At 66.4% G+C, this 21,783-nt stretch carries 19 protein-coding genes and 1 pseudogene; 15 read left to right on the top strand and 5 right to left on the bottom strand.

Going from position 1 to position 21,783, the window contains the following annotated elements; all coding sequences use genetic code 11:
• Nucleotides 1-9 precede the first annotated feature (9 nt).
• Together E5S69_RS13445 and E5S69_RS13440 are read left to right on the top strand one after the other, a co-directional pair.
• Nucleotides 10-618: a TetR/AcrR family transcriptional regulator gene (locus tag E5S69_RS13445; protein ID WP_236901326.1), complete on the top strand. Its 609-nt coding sequence runs from the start codon at nucleotides 10-12 to the stop codon at nucleotides 616-618.
• A gap of 54 nt (nucleotides 619-672) precedes the next feature.
• On the top strand, nucleotides 673-1,398 hold the full coding sequence (locus E5S69_RS13440) for an IclR family transcriptional regulator (RefSeq protein ID WP_171515149.1): 726 nt from the start codon (nucleotides 673-675) through the stop codon (nucleotides 1,396-1,398).
• 16 nt (nucleotides 1,399-1,414) lie between these two features.
• Here E5S69_RS13440 and E5S69_RS13435 read toward each other — a convergent pair whose 3' ends face one another.
• Nucleotides 1,415-2,317 carry an HpcH/HpaI aldolase/citrate lyase family protein gene (locus tag E5S69_RS13435; RefSeq protein WP_236901325.1) on the bottom strand — a complete coding sequence of 301 codons (903 nt, stop codon included), beginning with the start codon at nucleotides 2,315-2,317 and terminating at the stop codon, nucleotides 1,415-1,417.
• A 243-nt stretch (nucleotides 2,318-2,560) separates the two neighbouring features.
• Here E5S69_RS13435 and E5S69_RS13430 point away from each other — a divergent pair, with 243 nt between their 5' ends.
• From E5S69_RS13430 to E5S69_RS13400, 7 genes are all read left to right on the top strand, one after another.
• Entirely contained in the window at nucleotides 2,561-3,931 is a 1,371-nt protein-coding gene (locus E5S69_RS13430) for an MmgE/PrpD family protein (protein ID WP_336510593.1), read from the top strand.
• Nucleotides 3,928-4,464 carry a MaoC family dehydratase gene (locus E5S69_RS13425; protein WP_171515147.1) on the top strand — a complete coding sequence of 179 codons (537 nt, stop codon included), beginning with the start codon at nucleotides 3,928-3,930 and terminating at the stop codon, nucleotides 4,462-4,464. Before E5S69_RS13430 ends, E5S69_RS13425 begins: the two co-directional genes overlap by 4 nt.
• 26 nt (nucleotides 4,465-4,490) lie before the next feature.
• Entirely contained in the window at nucleotides 4,491-5,705 is a 1,215-nt protein-coding gene (locus tag E5S69_RS13420; RefSeq protein WP_236901324.1) for an acyl-CoA dehydrogenase family protein, read from the top strand.
• Nucleotides 5,702-6,190 (top strand): MaoC family dehydratase, encoded by a 489-nt coding sequence (locus E5S69_RS13415; protein WP_171515145.1) that lies wholly within the window; start codon nucleotides 5,702-5,704, stop codon nucleotides 6,188-6,190. The genes E5S69_RS13420 and E5S69_RS13415 overlap by 4 nt, the downstream gene beginning before the upstream one ends.
• On the top strand, nucleotides 6,187-7,428 hold the full coding sequence (locus E5S69_RS13410; protein ID WP_171515144.1) for a CaiB/BaiF CoA transferase family protein: 1,242 nt from the start codon (nucleotides 6,187-6,189) through the stop codon (nucleotides 7,426-7,428). The genes E5S69_RS13415 and E5S69_RS13410 overlap by 4 nt, the downstream gene beginning before the upstream one ends.
• Nucleotides 7,429-7,491: 63 nt before the next feature.
• The gene (locus E5S69_RS13405) at nucleotides 7,492-8,403 is read left to right on the top strand and encodes an HpcH/HpaI aldolase/citrate lyase family protein (RefSeq protein WP_171515143.1); all 912 of its coding nucleotides are present in this window, start codon (nucleotides 7,492-7,494) and stop codon (nucleotides 8,401-8,403) included.
• Nucleotides 8,404-8,498: 95 nt separating this feature from the next.
• Nucleotides 8,499-9,527: a Bug family tripartite tricarboxylate transporter substrate binding protein gene (locus E5S69_RS13400; RefSeq protein ID WP_236901323.1), complete on the top strand. Its 1,029-nt coding sequence runs from the start codon at nucleotides 8,499-8,501 to the stop codon at nucleotides 9,525-9,527.
• Between the two features lie 128 nt (nucleotides 9,528-9,655).
• On the opposite strand, the gene E5S69_RS13395 is transcribed toward E5S69_RS13400, so the two are convergent.
• A complete protein-coding gene (locus E5S69_RS13395) occupies nucleotides 9,656-10,417 on the bottom strand; it encodes an SDR family NAD(P)-dependent oxidoreductase (protein WP_236901322.1) in 762 nt (253 codons plus the stop codon).
• Between the two features lie 234 nt (nucleotides 10,418-10,651).
• On the opposite strand from E5S69_RS13395, the pseudogene E5S69_RS32940 reads away from it, so the two are divergent.
• Nucleotides 10,652-10,867: pseudogene (locus E5S69_RS32940) on the top strand (hypothetical protein); the annotation flags it as partial.
• Nucleotides 10,868-10,952: 85 nt separating this feature from the next.
• On the opposite strand, the gene E5S69_RS13390 reads toward E5S69_RS32940, so the two are convergent.
• The gene (locus E5S69_RS13390) at nucleotides 10,953-11,966 is read right to left on the bottom strand and encodes an MBL fold metallo-hydrolase (protein ID WP_236901321.1); all 1,014 of its coding nucleotides are present in this window, start codon (nucleotides 11,964-11,966) and stop codon (nucleotides 10,953-10,955) included.
• Between the two features lie 267 nt (nucleotides 11,967-12,233).
• Between E5S69_RS13390 and E5S69_RS13385 the strand changes: the two genes are divergently transcribed.
• Nucleotides 12,234-13,208, top strand: coding sequence for a Bug family tripartite tricarboxylate transporter substrate binding protein (locus E5S69_RS13385; RefSeq protein ID WP_171515141.1), 975 nt, complete (start codon nucleotides 12,234-12,236; stop codon nucleotides 13,206-13,208).
• 16 nt (nucleotides 13,209-13,224) lie between these two features.
• Nucleotides 13,225-14,670 (top strand): N-acyl-D-amino-acid deacylase family protein, encoded by a 1,446-nt coding sequence (locus E5S69_RS13380; RefSeq protein WP_171515364.1) that lies wholly within the window; start codon nucleotides 13,225-13,227, stop codon nucleotides 14,668-14,670.
• Nucleotides 14,671-14,673: 3 nt separating this feature from the next.
• Here E5S69_RS13380 and E5S69_RS13375 read toward each other — a convergent pair whose 3' ends face one another.
• Nucleotides 14,674-15,582 (bottom strand): LysR substrate-binding domain-containing protein, encoded by a 909-nt coding sequence (locus tag E5S69_RS13375; RefSeq protein WP_171515140.1) that lies wholly within the window; start codon nucleotides 15,580-15,582, stop codon nucleotides 14,674-14,676.
• Between the two features lie 153 nt (nucleotides 15,583-15,735).
• On the opposite strand from E5S69_RS13375, the gene E5S69_RS13370 reads away from it, so the two are divergent.
• Nucleotides 15,736-17,217, top strand: coding sequence for an amidase family protein (locus E5S69_RS13370; RefSeq protein WP_236901320.1), 1,482 nt, complete (start codon nucleotides 15,736-15,738; stop codon nucleotides 17,215-17,217).
• A gap of 73 nt (nucleotides 17,218-17,290) precedes the next feature.
• Nucleotides 17,291-18,220 carry a LysR substrate-binding domain-containing protein gene (locus tag E5S69_RS13365; RefSeq protein ID WP_171515139.1) on the top strand — a complete coding sequence of 310 codons (930 nt, stop codon included), beginning with the start codon at nucleotides 17,291-17,293 and terminating at the stop codon, nucleotides 18,218-18,220.
• A gap of 351 nt (nucleotides 18,221-18,571) precedes the next feature.
• Here the strand turns inward: E5S69_RS13365 and E5S69_RS13360 are convergent, their stop codons facing one another.
• Nucleotides 18,572-19,558: a zinc-dependent alcohol dehydrogenase family protein gene (locus E5S69_RS13360; RefSeq protein ID WP_171515138.1), complete on the bottom strand. Its 987-nt coding sequence runs from the start codon at nucleotides 19,556-19,558 to the stop codon at nucleotides 18,572-18,574.
• A gap of 127 nt (nucleotides 19,559-19,685) precedes the next feature.
• Between E5S69_RS13360 and E5S69_RS13355 the strand changes: the two genes are divergently transcribed.
• Complete coding sequence (locus tag E5S69_RS13355; protein WP_171515362.1) at nucleotides 19,686-20,555, top strand: LysR family transcriptional regulator; 870 nt, start codon at nucleotides 19,686-19,688, stop codon at nucleotides 20,553-20,555.
• Nucleotides 20,556-21,783: the final 1,228 nt, after the last annotated feature.

Here is a 21,783-nt window from a genome sequence, read left to right as displayed (position 1 = left end):
TCACTACCTATGAAGCAGCAATCCAGTCGCACCCAGGAGCAACGGCGCGAAGAGTCCGTCAGCCGCATGGTGCAGGCCGCTATCGAGCTGATTTCCGAGAAAGGCCTGGCGGGGCTGACCATGAATGAAGTCGGCACCAGGGCAGGCTATAGCCGCGGCCTGGCGCACACGCACTTCGGCTCCAAGGAAAAGCTGCTGGAGGAGTGCCTGGAACAGCTGTCGCGTGAATTCAATGCGCGGCGCAAGAAGGATGGCAGCGATACCAGCGGCATTCATGGCATCTATTCGCTGGTGGACGCCTACACCCAGCGCCCGGAAAGCGCGGTCAACAGTATCCGGGCGATGTTCTTCATCGTACTCGACTCGTCCGTGGCGGACTCGCCGCTGCATGGCTTTGTCCACGACTACAATGAAAAGAACATGGCCTACGTCGAGTACAAGATCAACGAAGCCAAGGCTCTGGGGCAGATCCGCGCTGACGTCGATGCAAAATCCGCGGCCTTCATTCTGATGAGCCTGCTGCGCGGTATCTCCGTGCATCGCCTGAACCGGGCCTCCATGGACCCGGCCGCCGTTAAGGCGGAAATCCTGCGGCTGATCGGGGAGTGGTTGTTGTAGACGAGACAGCGCCGCAGCGGCGCGGGCCAGGGAGGGATTGCCATGGACAGCGGCATGGTCAAGTCGGCAAATCGCGTGTTCGACCTGCTGGAACTGTTCGAGCGCGTGCGCCGGCCGCTGCGCGTCGGCGAGATCGCCGAGCGGCTCGGCATCCCGCAGTCCAGTGTCTCGATGCTGCTGCGGACCATGGTCGCGCGTGGCTACATGGAGTTCGACGCGCAGTTGCGCACCTATTGCCCGTCGGTGCGGGTCGCCTTCCTGTGCGGCTGGACCACGCGCAAGCAAGGCGCCGGCGCATCGGTGCACGACGCCATGCGCCGCCTGTCGAGCGAAACCGGCGAGACCGTGCTGTTGGGCCGCCAGAGCGGCAACATGCTGCAATACCTGTCCGTGATCGAATCCAGCCATGCGCTGCGCCTGTCTGTATCGTCCGGCATTCTCCGGCCCATACATCGCACCGCGATCGGCATCATGCTGATGAGCCGGATGGAGGACGAGCAGATCGGACGCCTGCTGCGCCGCTACAATGCCGAGGCGGCCGCCGGCGAGCCCCTGGCACGACCCGCCGAGATCCTGCGCGAGATCGCGCTGGCGCGTCGCCAGGGCTACTACGAATCGGCCAGCCTGGCCACGCCGGGGGCTGGCGTGATTGCCACGCTGATGGCCACACCCATCCGCGGACAGTGGCTGGGCATCGGCACCGGCGGCCCGGTGGCGCGCCTGCACGCGCGCCGCAAGAAGCTGCTGGCCGCGGTGCTGGCCGTGGCCCAGGACTGCTGAGCACTGGCGCGCGCGTTCAGTGGGCGGGCCGCTCCCTGCGCGCCCGGATGGCGTCGAGCCGCGCCAGCAGGCGCGTGGCTTGTTCCAGGTGCAGGCGCTCGACCATGCGCCCGTCCAGGTTGATCACGCCCGCGGCGGCATGCTCGGGCCGCGCGAAGGCCGCGACGATCGCCCGGGCCTCGGCAGTGGCGGCGTCTGACGGCGTGAACGCCGCATTGGCCGGATCGACCTGCGACGGGTGGATCAGCGTCTTGCCGTCAAAGCCCATCCTGACCGACTGCAGCACTTCATTGTCGAAGCCGGCGCGGTCGCCAAAGTCATTCCACACACCGTCGAGCACGTCCGTGCCATGGCGCTTTGCCGCCAGCACCACCGCCATCAGCCAGGGCAGCAGGTACGCGCGATGGTCGCCCGGATAGACGCCGGTTTCCTTGGCCAGGTCATTGGTGCCCACCACCAGGCAGTCGAGTTGCACCTGCCGGCGCTGGCCGGCTTGCAATATGCCGTCGATATGGTGGATCGCGGCGGCCGTTTCGATCATGGCCCATAACCTGGGCGCCGGGCCGTTGGCGATGGCGCCGATGGCCGCGGCGAAGCGCTCCAGGTCCGCACCGGTGTCGACCTTCGGGAGCAGGATGGCATCGGGCCCGCATGTGGCGGCCACGCGCAGATCGGCATCGAACTCGGTGGTTGCCAGCGCGTTGACCCGGATCACCGTTTCATGCGCAGCGAACGGCTGCGCGGCAAACGCACTGGACAGGTTATCCCGGGCCTGGGCTTTCATCGCCGGGGCCACGGCGTCTTCCAGGTCGAACACGATGGCGTCGCAGGGAAGGTGGCGCGCCTTCTCGATGGCGCGGGTATTGGTGGCAGGCACATACAGCACAGAGCGGCGGGGTGCGGGCTGGGTCATGGTCATGAGCGGTGGCGTCGTGGACGCGAAAAGGTTGACGAAGGCGGCATAGGGCGGCCATGCGCGGTACTGGGCGCCGCGCACGGCCACGGACGAAAGTTTCGGTCCCCCACGCGCGCACATCCATCACATATGTGATGGATGCCAGCGGCCGGGATTCATCACATATGTGATGCCGCGCCCGTCGGCGTTCGCCAATACTGGGTCCATCGACAACAACATGGCGCCGGCAACGCGGCGATGCTTCCGGTGGAACCTGAACTTACCTTCGACAACGCCGCGGACCGCACCGGCTTCACCCGGGCGCTGGCCGACTGGACCAGCACGGTTGACGATGCCGAGCTCGGCGCGCCGGCCTTCGCCTGGGCGCGCCATGCCATGCTCGACTGGATCGCGGTGACCCTCGCCGCCGCGCGCGAGCCGCTGGTCGAAATGCTCGTCGCCGAATATGCCGGCCTGCGCGACCTGCCGTGCGCGCTGGTGGGCAGCCCGCTACGTGCGGAACCGGCGCAGGCTGCGCTGATCAACGGCGCCGCGGGCCATGCCCTGGACTTTGACGATGTTGCCTCGGCTATGCACGGGCACCCGACCGTGCCGGTGGCGCCCGCCGCGCTGGCTATGGCCCAGGTGGCTGGCGCCAGCGGCAAGGATCTGCTGCGCGCGCTGATCCTGGGGCATGAAGTCGAAAGCCGGGTCGGCGAGGTGGTGGGTGCGGAGCAGTATCGCCTCGGGCTGCACCCTACCGGCACCACCGGCACGCTGGGCGCGGCAGCGGCCTGTGCGCGGCTGGCTGGTCTGGACCCCGCGCGCACCGCCAACGCCCTCGGCCTCGCGGCGACGCAGGCGGCCGGACTCAAGTGCATGTTCGGCACCATGGCCAAGCCGCTGCACGCGGGCAAGGCCGCCATGAACGGTGTGATCGCGGCCCGCCTGGCCGCGCGCGGCTTCACTGCCAATGCCAGCGGCATCGAGTGCGAGCAAGGCTTCGGCCGCACCCAGGCGCCCGCCGCGCCAGCGTTTCCGGCGACCTTCGAGGGCCGCGCAGGCATGGCGATCGAACGCACGCTGTTCAAATTCCATGCGTCCTGCTACCTCACGCACTCCACCATCGAAGCCGTGCGCCAGGCCTGCCGCGAGCACCGTGTCGACCTGGACGCGCTCGAGTCGATGACCATCTTCGTGTCCGGCCCGCATCGCGGCGTGTGCGATATCGCCAACCCGCAGACCGGCCTGGAGATCAAGTTCGCGATCCAGCATCTGGCGGCGCTGGCGATGGACGGCGCGCCCACGGCGTCGCTCGCGCTGTATTCGCCAGAGACCGCGCTCGCGCAGCGCTATGTCAGGGCGCGGCAACGGATCGCGCTGCAGGTGGTGCCTGGTCCGGACCGCAACGCCGCCACGGTCGAGATCCTGACGCGCGACGGCCGCACGCTGCGCGCGCAGGTCAATGTCGCGGTGCCGGCCACGGACCTCGCCATGCAGTGGCGGCGCCTGGTCGACAAGGCGCAGGCCATCGTCGTGCCACGCATCGGCGCGGCCAAGTTCGCGAAGCTGGTGTCGGTGGTCGACACGCTCGACCGGCTTCCTTCCGTCGAACCTTTGTTTGAGGCAATGCAATGACATCCACCCAACCCGCCATCGGGCACGTCCCCGAGATCCCCACCGATCCGGTGGTCGCGCGCCTGAAAGCCGAGGCCAGGCTGCGCGGCCGCGGCAACCGCTACGAGGATTTCGAGCCGGGCCGCCGCTTTAACCACCACTGGGGCCGCACCGTCACCGTGTCGGACAACACAATGTTCTCGGTGCTGACGCTGCACTACAACCCGCAGTACACCAACGAGGCGGTGGCGCGGGCTAACGGCCACCCCGGCGTGCCGGTCAATCCGCTGCTGGTGTTCAACACCGTATTCGGATTGTCGGTGGAAGACCTGTCCGAGGGCGGCGGTCCCTTTCTCGGTGTCGACGAGCTGGCCTACCTGCGCCCGGTCTACCCCGGCGAGACGCTCTATGCCGGCTCCGTCGTGGTGTCGCGCAGGCCGGCCAGCAACCGGCCCGGCTACGGCATCGTTACGTGGCACACGCACGGCACCAATCAGCAGGGCGATGCGGTGATCGAATTCAAGCGTACCAATCTGGTCAGGATGAGGGGATAAGCATGTCAGGAGACGGTCTGGGGTACATGACGGAAGCGCGTTGCATGATCCGCGATGCGGCGCGCGAGTTCACGATGAAAGAGGTGCTGCCGGTTGCCAATGCGCTGGACGGCCCGGATGCGGAGATCCCGATGTCGCTGCGCGACAAGATGGCCGAGATGGGCTACTTCGGCATCACCATCCCGGAGGAGTACGGCGGCCTCGGCCTGGGAATCTTCGAGTATTGCCTGATCTGCGAGCAGCTGTCGCGAGGCTGGATGTCGGTGGCGTCGATCGTGGCGCGTGCACAGGGCGGCTGGATCATGAAGTCGATGCCCGAAGACATGCGCCACGAATACCTGCCGCGCGTGGTGCGCGGCGAATTTCTCAATGCCAGCGCGTTGTCCGAGCCGGATACCGGTTCCGACCTGGCCTCGATCTCGTGCCGCGCCGTGCCGGATGGCGATGAGTGGGTGCTGACCGGCAACAAATACTGGTGCACCTTTGCCGACGGCGCCGACTACCTGATCCTGTTCGCGCGCACCTCGGCGCCGCCATCGCCCGACAAGCGCTGGGAAGGGATTTCGTGTTTCATGATCGAGAAGCAGCGGGGCGGCTTCCCGCCGGGCATGACCGGCTCGCCGATCCCCAAGATCGGGTATTTCGGCTGGAAGACCTTCGAGCTGGCGCTCGACGGTGTGCGCGTGCCCAGGCGCAACCTGATGGGCCCCGAGGGCAAGGCCTTCCTGCTGATGGCCAAGGGCCTGGAGGGCGCTCGCGCGCATACGGCGGCCCGAGCGATCGGGCTGGCGCAGGGCGCGCTGGAAGACGCGATCGCCTATTCGCTGGAACGCCGCCAGTTCGGCATGCCGATCGCCGAGTACCAGGCGATCCGCTTCAAGATCGCCACCATGGCGACCGAGGTCGAGGCCGCGCGCCAGTTGCTCTACTTCGTCTGCAACGAGATCGACAGCGGGCGCCGCTGCGACAAGGAGGCGTCGATGGTGAAGTACTTCGCCTCGGAGATGGCTGAGCGCGTGACTTCGCAGGCGCTGCAGATCTTCGGCGGCGCGGGCTATACCAGGCTGTTCCCGGTGGAGCGCTACTGGCGCGACGCACGCCTCACCAAGATTTTCGAAGGCACTTCCGAGATCCAGCAACGCATCATCGCCAACAGCTTGCTCGGCAAGTCCGAGGTCGAGGGCATGATCGCCGGCCGCGCATTCGGGGGGCAGGTCCGGCAATCGAAGGAGGCGGCATGAAACTCGGCGCACTTACCAGCTCCGACGGGTACTTCGAGCACTTCGAGCCGGGCATGCTGATCCGCCATGCGCGCGGCAAGACGGTGACCGAGATGGACAACGTCATGCTGACCAACATGGTCATGAATACGGCCGAAGGGCACTTCAACGAGGACGCCATGCGGCGAGCCGCCGGCGGCATCTTCGCGCAACGCGTGGTCTTCGGCGGGATCAACCTGTCGATGGTGCTCGGGCTTGCCGCGCAGGACACCGCCGAGCAATGCCTGCAAGAACTGACGCTGGACAAGATCCGCCTGTCGCATCCGGTGTTCCACGGCGACACGCTCTACGCCTTCACCGAGGTGCTGGCCAAGGAAGACGCCGATCGCGAGGATGCCGGCATCGTCCGCTTCCGCCACTACGGCGTCAATCAGGACGACAAGCTGTGCGTGCAGGCGGAACGCACCGCGCTGATCAAGCGCAAGAGCCATTGGGGCGGACGATGAGCACGGATGGCCACCCCAGCGGCGCGCTCGACGGCATGGTGGTGCTCGACCTGACCCAGATGCTGGCCGGCCCGTATTGCTCGATGATGCTCGCCGACCAGGGCGCGCGCGTGATCAAGATCGAGCCGCCCGGGGGCGACCAGACCCGGCGCAACGGCCCGCATCTCGAGGGCGCGTTGCGGATGGAAGCAGGCGGGTTTGGCGGCTACTTCGGCTCCATCAACCGCAACAAGGAATCGCTGGTGCTGGACCTGAAACAGCCCGCCGGGCGCGAGACCCTGCTGCGGCTTGTGCGCGGCGCCGACGTGCTGGTCGAGAACTACCGCGCCGGTGTGATGGAGCGCTTCGGGCTGGGCTATGAACGGCTCGCGGAGGAGAACCCGAAACTCGTGTACGCGGCGCTGCGCGGCTTCGGCGACCCACGCAGCGGCGCGAGCGCCTACGCCGGCTGGCCCGCCTATGATCCCGTCGCGCAGGCCATGGGCGGAATCATGGGCATTACCGGTCCGCAGCGCGGTGGCGCACCGACCAAGATCGGCCCGGGCGTCGGCGATATCGTGCCGGCCATGTTCCTGGCCTATGGCGTGGCGGCGGCGTGCTGGCATGCGCAGCGCACCGGTCGTGGCCAGTTCGTGGATGTGGCCATGGTCGACGCCGTGCTGGCCGTGTGCGAGCGCATGGTGTTCCAGTACAGCGCCTCGGCACAGGCGCCGGGACCGGAGGGCAACGGTCATCCGCTGCTGTGCCCGTTCGGCCTGTTCCCGGCCAGCGACGGTTATATCAGCCTGGGGGTGCCGAACGACCGCTTCTGGCGGCTGCTGGTGGAACGGATGGGCCATCCGCCATGGACCGACGATCCGCGCTTTGCCACCAACGAGCTGCGCGTTCGCCACCGCGCCGAGGTGGAGCAGGCGGTCGCCGCCTGGACCGTGCGTCACACCAAGCGCGCGCTCGCTGGAATGCTCGGCGGCGAGGTGCCGTTCGGGCCGGTGTTCGATGCCGCCGACATCTTCGACGATCCGCATTTCCGCATCCGCGGGATGCTGGTCGAGGCCGAGCAGCCCGGCGCTGCGCGCGCGCTGACGATTGCCGGCAGTCCGGTGCGCATGAGTGCCACGCCTGGAGGCGTACGGCAGCGGGCGCCGATGATTGGCGAGCACACCGACCGTACCCTCGCCGACCTCGGTTTCAATGCCGGCGAGATCGCCGCGCTGCGCGCGGAAGGCGTGGTGCAGTAAGCATCGGGCCACGTCGTGGCGAAGCGACAGACAACACGAATACAACAAGCAGGAGACAACATCATGCAGGAGAAGATCAAGCGGCTGCGCCGCTGCCAGCTGTCCGTGCCGGGCTCGAGCGAGAAGATGATGACCAAGGCCGCGGCCATGGGCGTGGACTTCGTCTTCCTCGACCTGGAAGACGCCGTGGCACCCAGCGAAAAGCGCCCGGCACGGCGCAAGATCGTCGACGCTCTCAACGGGCTCGACTGGGGCCGCACCACGCGCTGCGTGCGCATCAATGATCTGACCACCGAATACGCCTACGAGGACATCATTGAAGTGGTCGAGGGTGCCGGCCGTAATCTCGATGTCATCATGCTGCCCAAGGCCATGGCGGCGGCGGACGTGCAGTTTGTCGACAAGCTGCTGTCGATGATGGAAAAGAAGCTCGGCCTGCGCCACCGCATCGGCATCGACGTGCTGATCGAGGAAGTCGAGGCGATGATGAACGTCGAAGCCATCGCCGCGTCGACACCGCGGCTGGAATGCCTGATCTTCGGCATGGGCGACTACTCGGCCAGCCAGGGTGTGTCCATGCGCGACATCGGCGGCAGTGGAGGTTATCCGGGCGACATCTGGCACTACCAGCGTCAGCGACTGACGATTGCCGCGCGCGCTCACCGGCTCGATGCCGTCGACGGCCCGTTCGCCGACTTCCGCAGCCCCGACGCGTTCCGCGAGGAAGCGCGCCGCGCCATGATCCTCGGCATGGTTGGCAAGTGGGCCATACATCCGTCGCAGGTCGAACTCGCGCAGGATGTCTTCTCGCCCGCCGCTGCCGACGTGGCACGTGCCCGCGACATGATCCGCGCCTATGACGAAGCGCTGTCGCAAGGCCTGGGCGCGGTCCAGTACGAGGGCAAGATGATCGACATCGCCTCGGTGCGCATCGTCAGGAACCTGGTGCAGCGCGCCGACCTGATCGGCATGTAACGGCATGCCATCCGTGCCGGCCGTGGCGCATTGCCGCGGCCAGGGTGCCCGCGTTCCAGTGCGGGCGCGGGCTTGAAGCATTCGGGAGAAGACCCATGCATTCCATACCTGGTCCGGGCAACGACTTGCCCGCGGATACCGTCAACCTGCGCCGACGCCAATTGCTCGGCGCCGCGGCTGCGCTACCCTGGCTGCTACCCCGCCAGTCGCTTGCCAGCGACTGGCCCTCGCGCCCGATCCGGATCATTGCGGCGCAGGCGCCGGGCTCGTCCAACGACAGCACCGCGCGCGCGTTCGCCGAGTTCTTCTCCGCCAGGCTGAAGGTGCCTGTGGTGGTGGAAAACAAGCCCGGCGGCATCGGCATGATCGCCGCCGAGGCAGTGGCCCGTGCAAAGCCCGACGGGTGCACGCTGCTGTGCACCTTGCACAGCCAGCTGGCGCAGGCGCCGGTGCTGCTGAAGAAGCCGCCGATCGACCCCTCGCGCGAGCTCACGCCGGTCGCGTCGATGAGTACCGGCGTCGGCGTGATGGTGGCGACCAAGGGTTTGCCCGCCAACACCTTCAAGGAACTGATCGCACTGGCGCAGAAGCGGCCGGTCAGCGTCGGCAACTACGGCATCGGTTCGGGGTGGCAATTGATGGTGGCTCAGTTGAAGAAGCTGACCGGGGCCCAGCTCGACATCATCAACTACAAGGGCACGGGGGCGATGATCGGCGACCTGCTGGCCGGTCATATCGATATCGGCGCCGGTTCGCTGCTCGGCATGTCGGGTGGGTTGGCGTCCGGCGGGCTCAAGCCGCTGCTGGTGATCTCCGGGCCGCGTTCGGCCAAATTGCCCGGCATACCGACCTGGACGGACGAAGGCATCTCGGACCCCGTGTTCAGCAACCTGGCCGAGTGCAACATGCTGCTGGGGCCCGCCGGGCTGCCTGCCGGCATCGTCTCGACGCTCGCCACGCTGGTGCGGCAGTCGGTCACCGAATCGGAAGCGGTCAGGAATGTGCGCGAGCAGTTGGGCAGCCAGGACACGCCCCTGACCGGTGAAGCGCTGCAGCGGTTCATCGGCCGCACCTGGCCGACCTACCAGGCCATGACGAGGACGGTGGGGCTCCAGATGGAATGATGGTCAAGACGGACCCGGTGCCGCTACCGCTCGGCATGCACCGGTTCGCCAGCTGAGGTTGACCGCAGGATTTCCGCGACCGCGGCGGTGACGGCGCGCACCTCTAGACCCGCAGCGCCCGCGGCCACTCAGCCCAGCCTGGTACCGGTGGCACGCGCCAGTTCGGCCAGCAACAAGTCCTGGAAACGGATGTCGTTGACGGCGGGATGTGGCCTCTGGCGCTGCTGGTGGTACCAGTAGCCGCCGCTCGTCAGCGCCGCGGGGTCGTCACTGGTGGCGAGCCACTCCTGCGTCAGGTGCCCCAGCCGCAGGTTGTCCGGCGCATCCGGGCCACCCATCTTCGTCGGCACCCACCCTGGGTCGACGGCGTTGCTGATCACACCGGGCCACAGGCGCGCAACGGCCGCGGCAAGGGTAGTGATAAAGAGCTTGCTCTCCGAGTAGCCGCCCGTGGCGGTGCGGCCCGACCAGTCCATCCCGGCAAGCGTGGCGCGTGCGCCCCGGTGCATGCTGCTGCTCAGGTAGATCAGGCGCCGGGGACGCTGGACCAGCGCCGTGAGCAGGTACGGCGCCACGACGTTGACCACCAGCACTTGCGCACCGGAGATGACGCCGGCGTTATGAATGACGGCGTCCATCCGGCCGATCGCATTGACTTGGCGGGCGAGATCGCGGATCTGCGCAACCTCCGACAGGTCGCCGATCGTGGCGATGGCCCCCTGGTCCACGAGGGCTTTCACGGCTGGCAGCCGGGCCTGCGAGCGGACGTGCACGACCACCTGGTGGCCGTCGGCAAGCAGCGTCCGGGCCGCGGCATGGCCCAGCCCGTCGGACGAGCCGGTGATGAACACGCGGGCCTTGCGGCCTGCGCCACGTCGGGCGCTGGACATGGGGGGCTGCGTGCGGGGATCCGGCGGCGTCTGCGCCCGGGAGGTCGTGGCGGCGATCAACGATCCCGCGGCCAGGGCCGGACCCAGGCCGGCGCCTGCGGCAAGAAACTTTCTGCGATCCATGGGCATGATCCCCTTTCAGGCCGCTAATCTTTGGGCCGGCTGTGGTGGCTTGCTGCTGGCAACGTCCCCTAGCGTGAAATAGTATGCGCTTCGCCGGCTGCATTGCAGCCGGTGGCGGGCACCGCGCAACACTGTACTTCCTCCCTACCTCTCAATTTATACACCGACCCGCCCGCTGGAAATCTACGCTGGTGTCACCATAACGAACCGGCCGTCCTGGCCCCGCAATACAGGGGATCTGGTGGTGGGCGTGCTGGTAGGCCTGAAGACCTGCCCAATCTGTTCAATCCGTTTTTCACCACCAAGAAGCAGGTAGCAACCGGCCTCGGCCTGTCCATCAGCTACGCGCTGCTCGAGCGCTATGGCGGCCGCATTACCGCGGAAAAAGCACGGTTGAGCAGGGCGCGGAGTCTCAGTGCGACGCGCCCACCTCCGCCTTTTCTCGTCCCATGCTGTACTCGGCCGGCACCCATGCATAGCCCTTGCCCTGGCGCCGCACATGCCCGAGGCCCGGGAACGAGATATGCGCCGCGCCCACCCAATAGCCCTTGGCCGCGGCGTCAGCCATCGCCAGCTTGCGCATCTTCACCGCTGCGGTGGAGTCCACATCGAAATCGATGGCCACGCCCGGCTCCGGAAACTGCACGTGCTGCGCGTGGATGGTATCGCCCCACAGTTGCAGGCGCTGCCCTTCACTGCTGATCTCGTAGAACGCGTGGCCCGGCGTATGGCCCGGCATGCGCACCGGACGGATGCCGGGGAACAGTTCCTGCTCCCCGTCGAAGGGCCGGACCTTTCCGGCCTTCAGGTAAGGCGCGAATACCGCTTCCGATTGCGCGAAGTTATGCCGCTGGCCGGATGCCGCCTTTGCGGCGTTGGCGGGGTTGAGCCAGAAATCGGCATCGCGGCGGTCGACGTAGACCACAGCGTTCGGGAACACGGGCTTGCCGTCGACCGCGAGCCCGCCGGAGTGATCCACGTGGATATGAGTCAGCAGCACCGCATCGATCTGCTCGGGCTGGTAGCCGGCGGCGCGGATATTGTCCGGTAGCTTGCCGCCGACGCCAGGACCGAACAGGCTGCCAGCACCGGCATCGACCAGCACCAACTGCTGGCCGGTGTTGATCAGGAAGGCGTTGATCGAGGTCTCGGGCTCGGTGGACTGGTAGCTGCGCGCCTGCAGCGACGCGATGTGCTCGTGCGACGCATGCTTGAGCAGCTTGCCGATCGGTACGTTGACGGTGCCGTCCGACAGTGCGGTGACCTCGAACTTGCCGAATTTCATCCGGTAGTAGCCGGGTGCCTGGGTGCCGAGCTGGGGCGCCGCGGCATGGGCCGGCATGGCAACCACCGACCAGAGAAAAGTACCGACCAGCAGCGCGCGCTGCCACGGGGAGGGCGTTAGCGGGGAGTGGGGAGTGTTCATTTGTGCTTGCCTCGAAGTAGACCGCGAACGGCGGTCTGTGGCGTGTTGTGAGGATTCTGGTGGCCTGAGCGGCCTGGCACAAATCGTTTGGAATGATCGCCGGCATCGTCGTCGGCGATATCGCACCGGAGGTGCGGCGCGGAGTGTGGCCCCCGCGGCATTCATTCCGCCACGGAAACTATCCAACCACAAAACTTCACTAGGCTGGCGCCGGGCCGGCGCTGATACTCAACTCCACAGTTACACCACGATGACGAGGAAATCAGCATGAGGAAGACAGCAATTCAAGCACTTGCCGCGGGGATCTTCGGCGCGCTGCTGTTGGCGCCGGCGGCGGCGCAGGCGGCATGGCCGGAGAAGCCGGTGCGCCTGCTCGTACCGACCGCGCCGGGTGGCGCACCGGACATCGTTGCGCGCCTGTTCGGCGATGCGCTGTCGAAGCGGCTCGGCCAGGCCGTGATCGTCGAGAACCGGCCAGGCGCGGGCGGCAATATCGGCATGCAAGCGCTGCTTGCCGCGCCGGCGGACGGCTACACGATCGGCTACGGCAACAACGCCACGCTGTCGACCAACCGTTTCCTCTACAGCAAGCTGCCCTACGACCCCGACAAGCTGGTGCCCATTGTCGGTCTGGTCACGACCTTCAATATCCTTGCGGTCAACCCGTCGCTGCCGGTCAAGACCACGCAGGAACTGGTGGCCTATGCCCGCGCCAATCCGGGCAAGCTGTCGATGGGCTCCGCCGGCAACGGCACCACCAGCCACCTGGGCGGCGAGCTGTTCAAGGTCATGGCCAGCCTGAACATCGCCCACGTGCCCTACAAGGGCAGCACGCCGGCGCTGCAGGATCTCGTTGGCAACAACGTACAGCTGATGTTCGACAACGTGCCGTCGATCGGGCCCTACGTGGTGTCTAACCGCGTGCGCGCGCTGGCGGTGACGTCGAGCAAGCGCTCGCCGAAATTCCCGGACCTGCCGACCATGGCGGAGGCCGGCCTGAAGGGCTACGAGCTGACCGCATGGGCGGGACTTGTGGCCGCGCCGGGCACGCCTGCCGAGGCCATCGAGCGCCTGAACCGGGAAGTCAACGCCATCATCAAGGATCCGGCTTTTCGTGCGCACCTGGACAAGCTCTCGTTCGATCCGCTGGGCGGCACCGCGCGCGACTTCCAGCAACTGATCGCAACGGAGACCGTCAAGTTCGGCGAGCTGGTGCGCAAGAGCGGCGCCAGGGTCGATTGAGGAGCGCGCCATGCAAATGCACTATGACCTGATCATCCGCAGCGGCGACCTCATCGACGGCACCGGCGCGCCGCGTCGCGCCGCCGACATTGGCGTGTTGAACGGCGAGATCGCCGCGATCGGCAACCTCGCGGCGGCGCGGGCGGACACCGAAGTCGATGCCACCGGCCTGATCGTCGCCCCCGGCTTTATCGACACCCACACACACGACGACTGGATGGTGTTCCAGTCCCCGGAGATGTTGCCCAAGGTCACGCAGGGCGTCACCACCATCATCGCCGGCAACTGCGGCATCAGCCTGTTCCCGCTGGTGACCGACAGCATCCCGCCGGCTCCGCTCGACATCATGCGCGGCGGCTACCGCTTCGATTCCGTGCGAGCCTACCGTGAATCGTTCGCGGCGCAGCCGGCCGCGGTCAATGTCGCGGTGCTGGTCGGCCAGTCCACGCTGCGCGCCAGGCATTTGCGCCAGCTTGGCCTGCCCGCCAGCGATGCGGAGATCGAAGGCATGCGGCAAGACGTCGACGCCGCGCTGCGCCAGGGGGCGATCGGGGTGTCCACCGGCACGTTCTATCCGCCATCGGCCGCGGCGCCCGAGGATGAGATCGTGCGCATGTGCGAGCCGATGAAGCGGCTCGGCGGCGTGCTGGTCTCCCATATGCGCGATGAAAGCGACAACATCGGCGAGTCGATCGACGAGACCGCGCGCATCGGCAAGGCACTGGGGGTATCGACGGTAATCTCGCACCACAAGCTGGTGGGCAAGCAGAATCACGGACGCAGCCGCCACACGCTGGCGCAGGTGCGCGGGCTGGCCGAAACCATGCCGCTGTGTCTGGACTGCTATCCGTATGCGGCGTCGTCGACCATGTTGCGGCCCGAGCGTGTGCATCAATGCGACCGCATCCTGATCACCTGGTCGGCCCCGCACCCTGAAGCCGCCGGGCGCTACCTCGAAGACCTTGCGCAGGAATGGGGCCGCTCACGGCATGAAGTCGCCCAGGCGCTGGTGCCGGGCGGTGCCGTGTACTTCATCATGGACGAGACCGACGTGCGCGACATCCTGGCCTATCCCGACACGATGGTCGGCTCCGACGGCATCCCTTCCGATGAAACGCCGCACCCGCGGCTGTGGGGAACGTTCCCGCGCGTGCTCGGCTTGTACTCGCGCGACCTGGGTCTGTTCCCGCTGGAGCGCGCGGTGCACAAGATGACCGGCTTGCCGGCACAGCGCTTCGGGCTGGAGCGGCGCGGGGAGCTCAGGACCGGCCATGTCGCGGACATTACCGTCTTCGATCCGGCGACGATCCAGGATCGCGCCACCTTCGATGATCCGCGGCAGCCTTCCGTTGGTGTGCGGCACGTGTTCGTCGCGGGGAAGGCGACCCTTCGCGACGGTCAGCCGGCCAGCAGCCGACCCGGACGCTTCGTCACCTCCACCCTGGTGAAGGCGCAGCGGTAGCGCCTAGCGCCTGTTTGCGCCGGCGGTCTGCTCCAGCAGCCACGCGATGAAGGTCTCCATCGCAGGGCTGTCGCGCTTGTCCTCGCGGCAGATGAAGTAGTAGGCCTTGGGCGAGACGTAGGGCTCGTCGGACAGGCGCAGCAGCCGGCCAGCCTTGATGTCTTCGCCGGCAACATACTCCGGCAGCAGCGCCAGGCCCATCCCGCCGAGGGCGGCCTGCAGGCCCATGGTCAGCAGGCCATAACGCGGGCCGTCATCCGGGCGCGCGAGCTTGATGCCGGTCTGCTCAAGATAGGCAGGCCACGCTTCCAGCGCGGCGTTCTGGTGCAGCAAGGGCAGACGCTTCACCGCTTTGGCCAGCGTAGTGCCGGCCGGCAGCAATTCACGGGCGCACACCGGATACAGTTCCAGCGGCATGACCTTCAGGCTGAAATGGCGCGGTGGCGGACCCGCGCAATACATGATGGCGGCATCGAGCCCGGTGCTTTCGAGGTCGACCGGCCCGACCTTGGTGGTAACGTTGAGCTGGATATGCGGCTGTTCGCGCGCGAACCTGAGCATGCGTGGCAACAGCCAGATATTGCCCAGCGACACCGGCACCGACAGGTTCAGTCGCCCGCCCGAGGCGCGCCCCGACTGCACTTCCATCGTGGCTTCCTCCAGCATGGCCAGGGCCTTGCGCACGCTCTTGAGGTATTCCTCGCCGGCAGGCGTCGCCGCCACGGCGCCCTTGCGGCGGTTCAGCATGCGCACGCCGAGGAAGGATTCCAGCTCGGTGATCTGCTTGCTGACCGCGCTTTGCGTCAGGCACAGCTCTTCGGCCGCGCCGGTGACGCTGCCCGTGCGCGCCGTAGTCTCGAATGCAATCAGGTTCGCCAGCGCGGGCAGGTGGCGGCCGTTTGTACTTTTCATGTCGGTAGGCGTGGCAGGAAGCCGATTCCGGTTGCGGGGGCGCGTGCCGGCATTGTCGTGCATTCATTCCGGGATGGAAAGATGGACCGATAAAACATCCATTGCCTGCTGGCACCGGCGGGCCAATACTGCACGCCTACCGAAGGATCGACGATGACTCCCAATTCTTCCGCTGCTCCGACTGACGGCTTCGACCCGTTCGAAGCCTCCCTCCGGGAACTCGCTGCCGCCATGCGCGCTGGCACCGTTTCCGCGGCCGGTTTGGTCGCCTTCTACCTCGCCCGCATCGCCGCCTTCGATAAGTCCGGCCCGCTGATCAATGCGATCAGTTGCGTCAATCCCGCCGCCATGCACGAGGCGCGTGCACTGGACCGGGAACTGCGCGCAAGCGGCCCGCGCGGGCCGTTGCACGGCATTCCCATGGTGGTCAAGGACAACATCGATACCGTCGGCATGCCCACCACTGCCGGGTGTTCGGCGTTGCGCGAGGCTTATCCGAACGCGGACGCGCCGTGCGTGGCGCGCCTGCGCGAAGCCGGTGCCATCGTGTTGGCCAAGGCCAATATGTCGGAGCTGGCCGCTTCCAACGGCCGCTTCGGCTACAGCTCCGCCAACGGCTTGACGCGCAATCCCTATCGCCTGTCGCGCAATGCCAGCGGTTCCAGCAGCGGCACCGGCGCGGCGGTGGCGGCCAACTTCGCGGCCTTCGGACTTGGCACCGACTCGTTCGGTTCCGTGCGCGGTCCGGCCTGTGTGCATGCGTTGACCGGCATGCGGCCGACCCATGGGTTGCTTGAGGCGAAAGGCGTACTGCCGCTGGCAGCATCGTTCGATACCGTAGGACCGGTGGCGCGCAGTGCCGCCGATGCGGCCGTCGTTTTGGACGCGCTGGTCCCAGGCGCAGGTTTCATCGACACGCCAGCGTCGATGCGCGGCTGCCGGCTGGGCATCGTGACCGACTTCGCGGGCGGCAACGACGAGATCGATCTGCGCTTCCTGGCGGCGACGCAGACCATGCGTGAGGCAGGCGCCGAGACCATACTCGTGCGCCTGCCGGCGGGCGCGCGCACGCTCTACACCGACCTGCTGGGCGATATCGCCCGCGCTGAATGGGTGCGCGGGCTCGATGCCTGGCTGGGGCAGTTGCCTGCCGGCGCGCCTGGCAATACGTCCGCGTTGCTTGCGCGCATGGCCGCAACGGATGGCCGCCATCCGGTGAATCCGCTTACCCTTGCCGCGCTACGGCAAGCGTACGAGACGCGAGACCTGCCGCCGCAAGTCGATGGCCTGGCGGCACGCCGCTTCGGCGCCATGCTCGACGATATCTTCCGTGCCGACGGCGTAGAGGCGCTGGTATTCCCCACGCTGGCATGCCCTGCATCGCCGCGCTTCGACATGGCCGATGCCACCTACCACTGCCGCGCCGAACAGCCCCTGGCGCCGATGCATATGGCGAGCGCCGCCGGCTTTCCGGAGATCAGCGTGCCGATGGGATTCACGTCGGCCGGCGTTCCCGCTGGCGTGTCGTGGCTAGGCCGGGCAGGCAGCGATGCGCTGCTGCTGCCGCTGGCGTCGGCTTTCGAGCAACTGACCCGCCACCGCCGCCCGCCCGCCAGTACGCCGGCGCTGCGATGACGATAACGGCTTGCCTTGCCGCGGGCATCGCGCGATAGTTCAATGCTGCCAAATCCGACGGAAGGTAGCCAAGGTGAGTATCAAGGAAAGCCATTTTCGCGGCGTCGACCTGAACCTGCTGGTCACGCTGGCCGTGTTGCTGCGCGAGCGCAGCGTCTCGCGAGCGGCGGCGCACCTGCACCTGGGGCAGCCGGCCGTCAGCGGTGCGCTTGCGCGGCTGCGGGAGCTGTTTGACGATCCGCTGCTGGTCAGGACCGCTCGCGGCATGGAGCCGACCGAACGCGCCCTGGAACTCGAGCGGCGGCTGATGCCGGCACTCGGAGATATCGAGACCGCCCTCCTCGAACGGCGTGAGTTCGACCCGCCCACGTCGGACCGGACCTTTGTCGTGGGCATGCCCGATTGGGTGGAACTGTGGCTTGCGCCGGCGCTACTGGCCCGGCTCGATGCGCTGGCCCCGCGCGTGCGGCTGGCCATCGTGCCGACCGACCCGTTCCGTGGCACGGACATGCTGGAGCGCAACGAGATGGACCTCGGCATCGGCCCCTTCGTCAGGGGGCCGGCATGGCGGCGCGAGCGCGCACTGCGGACCATGGGCTTTCGCTGTGTCTATGGCGCGGCGCCGCTGCGCGCCGGACAGGGCCTGTCGCTGCGTGACTACCTGCGGTTTCCCCATGTGCTGGTGTCCTATCGCGGCGCCTTCGACAGCGCGGCCGACGCCTGGCTGGCGGAACGGGGCCAGGCAAGGGACGTGCGCTACAGCAGCGCACGCTTTGCCAGCGTGCCGGCGATCCTCATGGGAAGCCCCGCGCTGGCGACGGTGCCGGCGGTACTCGCCGGCCAATGGTGCAACAGCGCCGGCCTGCGCGATGCGCCTTCCCCCGTGCCGATGCCGGAGTTCACCGTGATGTCGGTCTGGACGGCCGCGCGGGACAGCGATGCCGGACTGATGTGGCTGATGGACCTGATCGCAGCACTGGCGCAGGGCGATGCGGCGACCTAGTGCAGCGTTCCATTTTGTTTGGAACACAAGCGGCGGTTGCTGTCAGGTCCTAGCTGAACGTCACGGCATTCACCCCAGTCCGGCTAATTCCGGATTTCCAGTCCAGCAATCTGATCGGTAGTCCGGCTAATTCCGCGTTCCTACAAAAAATCTTGTGAGGAACTGGAAATTCGTGAGAATGCGTCTTCCGAAAATTCAACGACTTATCAACTACTTCGGTCGTCGCTCGCTGGTCTTAGAACTGGAACTAGTGAGACTGCCCTGACGCGAAGTACGAATTCGTTGGACGGCTCCCCAGCCATGCTCAGCACACCAGCGGGCCGGCGAGAAGGCGTAGTCCCGTCCCAGCCATCATTCGATCTCGACGACCACCTTGGCGCGCGCGGTGCCTGCGGTGACAAGTTCGTATGCCTGCTCCGCCTGCGCCAGCGTGAAGCGGCGCGGATCGACCACCGGCCGCAACAGTTCGCTTTCCACCAGCCGCGTGGCCTCGCTCATGATCTCGCCGTGATGGGCGCGCAGCTTGCCGGTGAGCAGCGGATAGAGTGTGAACACGCCGGAGTAGGTGGCTTCGCGGAACGACAGCGGGGCCAGCGCATGCGTTCCCCAGCCGAGCGCGCTGACCACGTGGCCGAAGTGCTTGACGGCGGCAAATGAGGCGTCCAGCGTCGGACCGCCGACCGTGTCGACGACCAGCTCGAAGCCTTCACCCTGCGTGTGCGCGGCGACGTATGCTTCGACGGGCTGCGCGCGGTAGTCAATGGGCGTTGCGCCGAGCTCGCTCACCAGGTCAAGATCCTTCTCACTGGCCGTGGCAAACACTGTGGCGCCCAGCGCGCGTGCCAGTTGCACCGCGATATGGCCCACGCCGCCGGCGCCGCCTTGGACGAGCACGGTCTGGCCGGTCCGCAGGTGCGCCCGATCGACGATACCGGCATAGGCAGTGATGAAAGCCAGCGGCAGGGCCGCGGCTTCGCGCATGGACAGATTCGATGGCTTGCGGGCCAGCAGGTCGGCGTCAACGGCGGCGTACTGCGCGAGCGAACCCTGAAGCCCGGCCACGCCGCCGGTCATGCCGTAAACTTCGTCGCCGGGGTGAAAAGTGGTAACGCCCGCGCCGACTGCCTCCACCGTGCCAGCCATGTCGATGCCCAGCACCAGCGGCAGCGGATGCCGCGCATGCGCGGCGGCGCCTGCCCGGATCTTGGTGTCGAGCGGGTTGAGGCCGCTGGCAGCGATGCGCACCAGAACCTGGCCGGGGCCGGGGGCGGGCATGGCCAATGTGGTGGGTTTGAGGGGGCCATTGTATTGGTTCAGTACCAGGGCCTGCATGGACATTGTCATCTCCTGAGTTTCGGTTCGGTCATCACGCTAGGAGGGCTTGCTTTCCGCGCGTCGTTGGACTCATGATGGTTTATGCGTAATCGCATGGAAATAAAAAATTGTGAACGACATCCAATCAAAAATGAATGACCGCAGACTCGAATGGAGCGATGTCCGGATCTTCCTCGCTATCGCCCGAGCCGGAACGCTAGGTGGGGCGGCGCGAGTGATTGGCCAGACACAACCGACCATGGGCCGTCGCCTAAGGGCGCTTGAGGATGCAGTAGGGCACTCCCTTTTCCACCGGACCAGCGACGGCCTAGTGCTGACAGATGAAGGTAGCTCCGCCCTTGTCCACGCAGAGCGCATGGAGGAAGAAGCACTCGGACTTTCCAGAGCACTGGCCGGGCAGGGCAACACGCTGACCGGCTCGCTGCGTGTCACGTCGTCCGACTGGTTCGGCATGCATGTGCTGACCCCGGTATTTGCCTCGTTTCTCAGGCAGCACCCGGAGGTATCGGTGGAATTGGTGACGGATTCCCGCCAATACAGCCTGGCGCGCCGCGAGGCCGACCTGGCTTTTCGCATCACGCCGTTTGAGGAGCCCGACGTGATCCAGCGCAAGCTGTTGCACATGCAGTACGCCCTGTACGGTCACCGGGACTTGGTGGTGCCCCATGCCGGCGACGGCCAAGGAGCCGCGCTCATCGGTATGGATACCGCTTTTGGCACGCTTCCTGACGTGACATGGGCCGGGCGAATGCTACCCAGGGCACGTATTGCTTATCGTAGCAACAACCGTGGCGTGCAGGCACGCATGTGCGCCGAGGGCGGTGGCTTCGCAGTGCTGCCTTGCGCGCTGGGCGATGCGACGCCCGACCTGCGGCGCATCGATCTGGGCGAGGCGCCGCCAGGGCGAGACGTTTGGTTGGGAATTCACCGCGACCTGCGGCGGCTGGCACGCTTGCGGGCGTTAGTGGACCTGACGGTGGCGCTTCTCGGAGACCAGTAGGGCAATGGGGCGTGGCACTTCGCGGCCAGCCCTTTTCAAATACCCGCCTCAGACGCAGCCAAACCGCCAACGTTGAGTACGACGCTACTGGCCGAAGTCAGGGCTTCAATCATTGACTAGCGGAACGACTCCATTATCGGTCCACGCCAAGTTGCGGCATTCCGCTGCGCGCTTGAAGACTTGCGCTGCGGCCGAAATGCCCCCGTTACCGTTATTTGGCGCCCATAGTGACCCCGACGACTGCCGACCTGCTGCAGATATCATCTGCGCCGTGCCGGCCGAAAAGCGCTGGGCGCTCGAAAGAGGCGGCACGTCAGAGCCATGCCAGTGTTCCCCTACGCTCCAAGTCGCGATCAGTGCGGGCTGGGCCATGGTGCGGCGCGAGAACATCGAGCTTCACCTCTAGCCGCTGGCCGCCGATGTGCAGCTCCATCGAAAGCGGTCGCCACAGCGTCCCAATTTTGAAAGGCGCTTCAGGATCGACCGCTGCCTCTCGCCGGTAGCCTTGTCGGCCCGGCGACGGCGGAAGTCGCGCCGACCTTATGTCATCGCAACTACGCGTCGCGCGCGAGCCCAAGCCAGTCTCACGCGTTCCGTTTTTCCAGTCTCATGAAAAGCGGCTGGGTCTCACTAATTCCGTTTCCCTGCAATCTGGGGAAACCTTCCCGCGTAAAAATATATGGCCATTGGCGCGCTGGCGGGCGTTAGCAGCCAGAAGGGTGTATCCCGTGTAGTCCTCCTCAACTGAACGGACTGCGTAAGCGGCTTGCATATATTCGAGTTCGCCCGAGCTGCATGCATCAACTACGCGAGTGATTGCATCTGAAATCGCGCCAACGGTCGCAACTGATCGGCTATGACAGAGAGATTCCATAGCATGGGAAACTCTGATGAACCATTGCTCGGAGGTCGGTGCTTCAAAGCGCTCGCAGCGAAATGACCCGTCTGGAAGCTGTACATGGCGAAGCTCGGGGCCTTCCTAGGACCTATCAAGCTCGTCAGTACCCTATATCCCTCTGGGTCGCCAATATAGGCACGCGTTGCACGCTGTACGGCAAGGAGTTGATGGGGAATATCGTGTGCCTCCCCGCCCTGAATGTCGTTGTTGATCTCGGCTATCAACTCGCATGCCAAACTTGGATCGCCAGCGAATGCCACAGACACATGGCCGGATAGCACATGAATCTTTAGGGTATGACCTGTGCCGCCCACTGGTCAAGCCTCACCA

The sequence above is a fragment of the Cupriavidus necator genome, from assembly GCF_013141915.1.
Classification (GTDB): Bacteria; Pseudomonadota; Gammaproteobacteria; order Burkholderiales; family Burkholderiaceae; genus Cupriavidus; species Cupriavidus necator_B.
The sequence above is the reverse complement of the archived record's forward strand: the minus strand, read 5'-3'. Positions and strand labels throughout refer to the sequence as shown.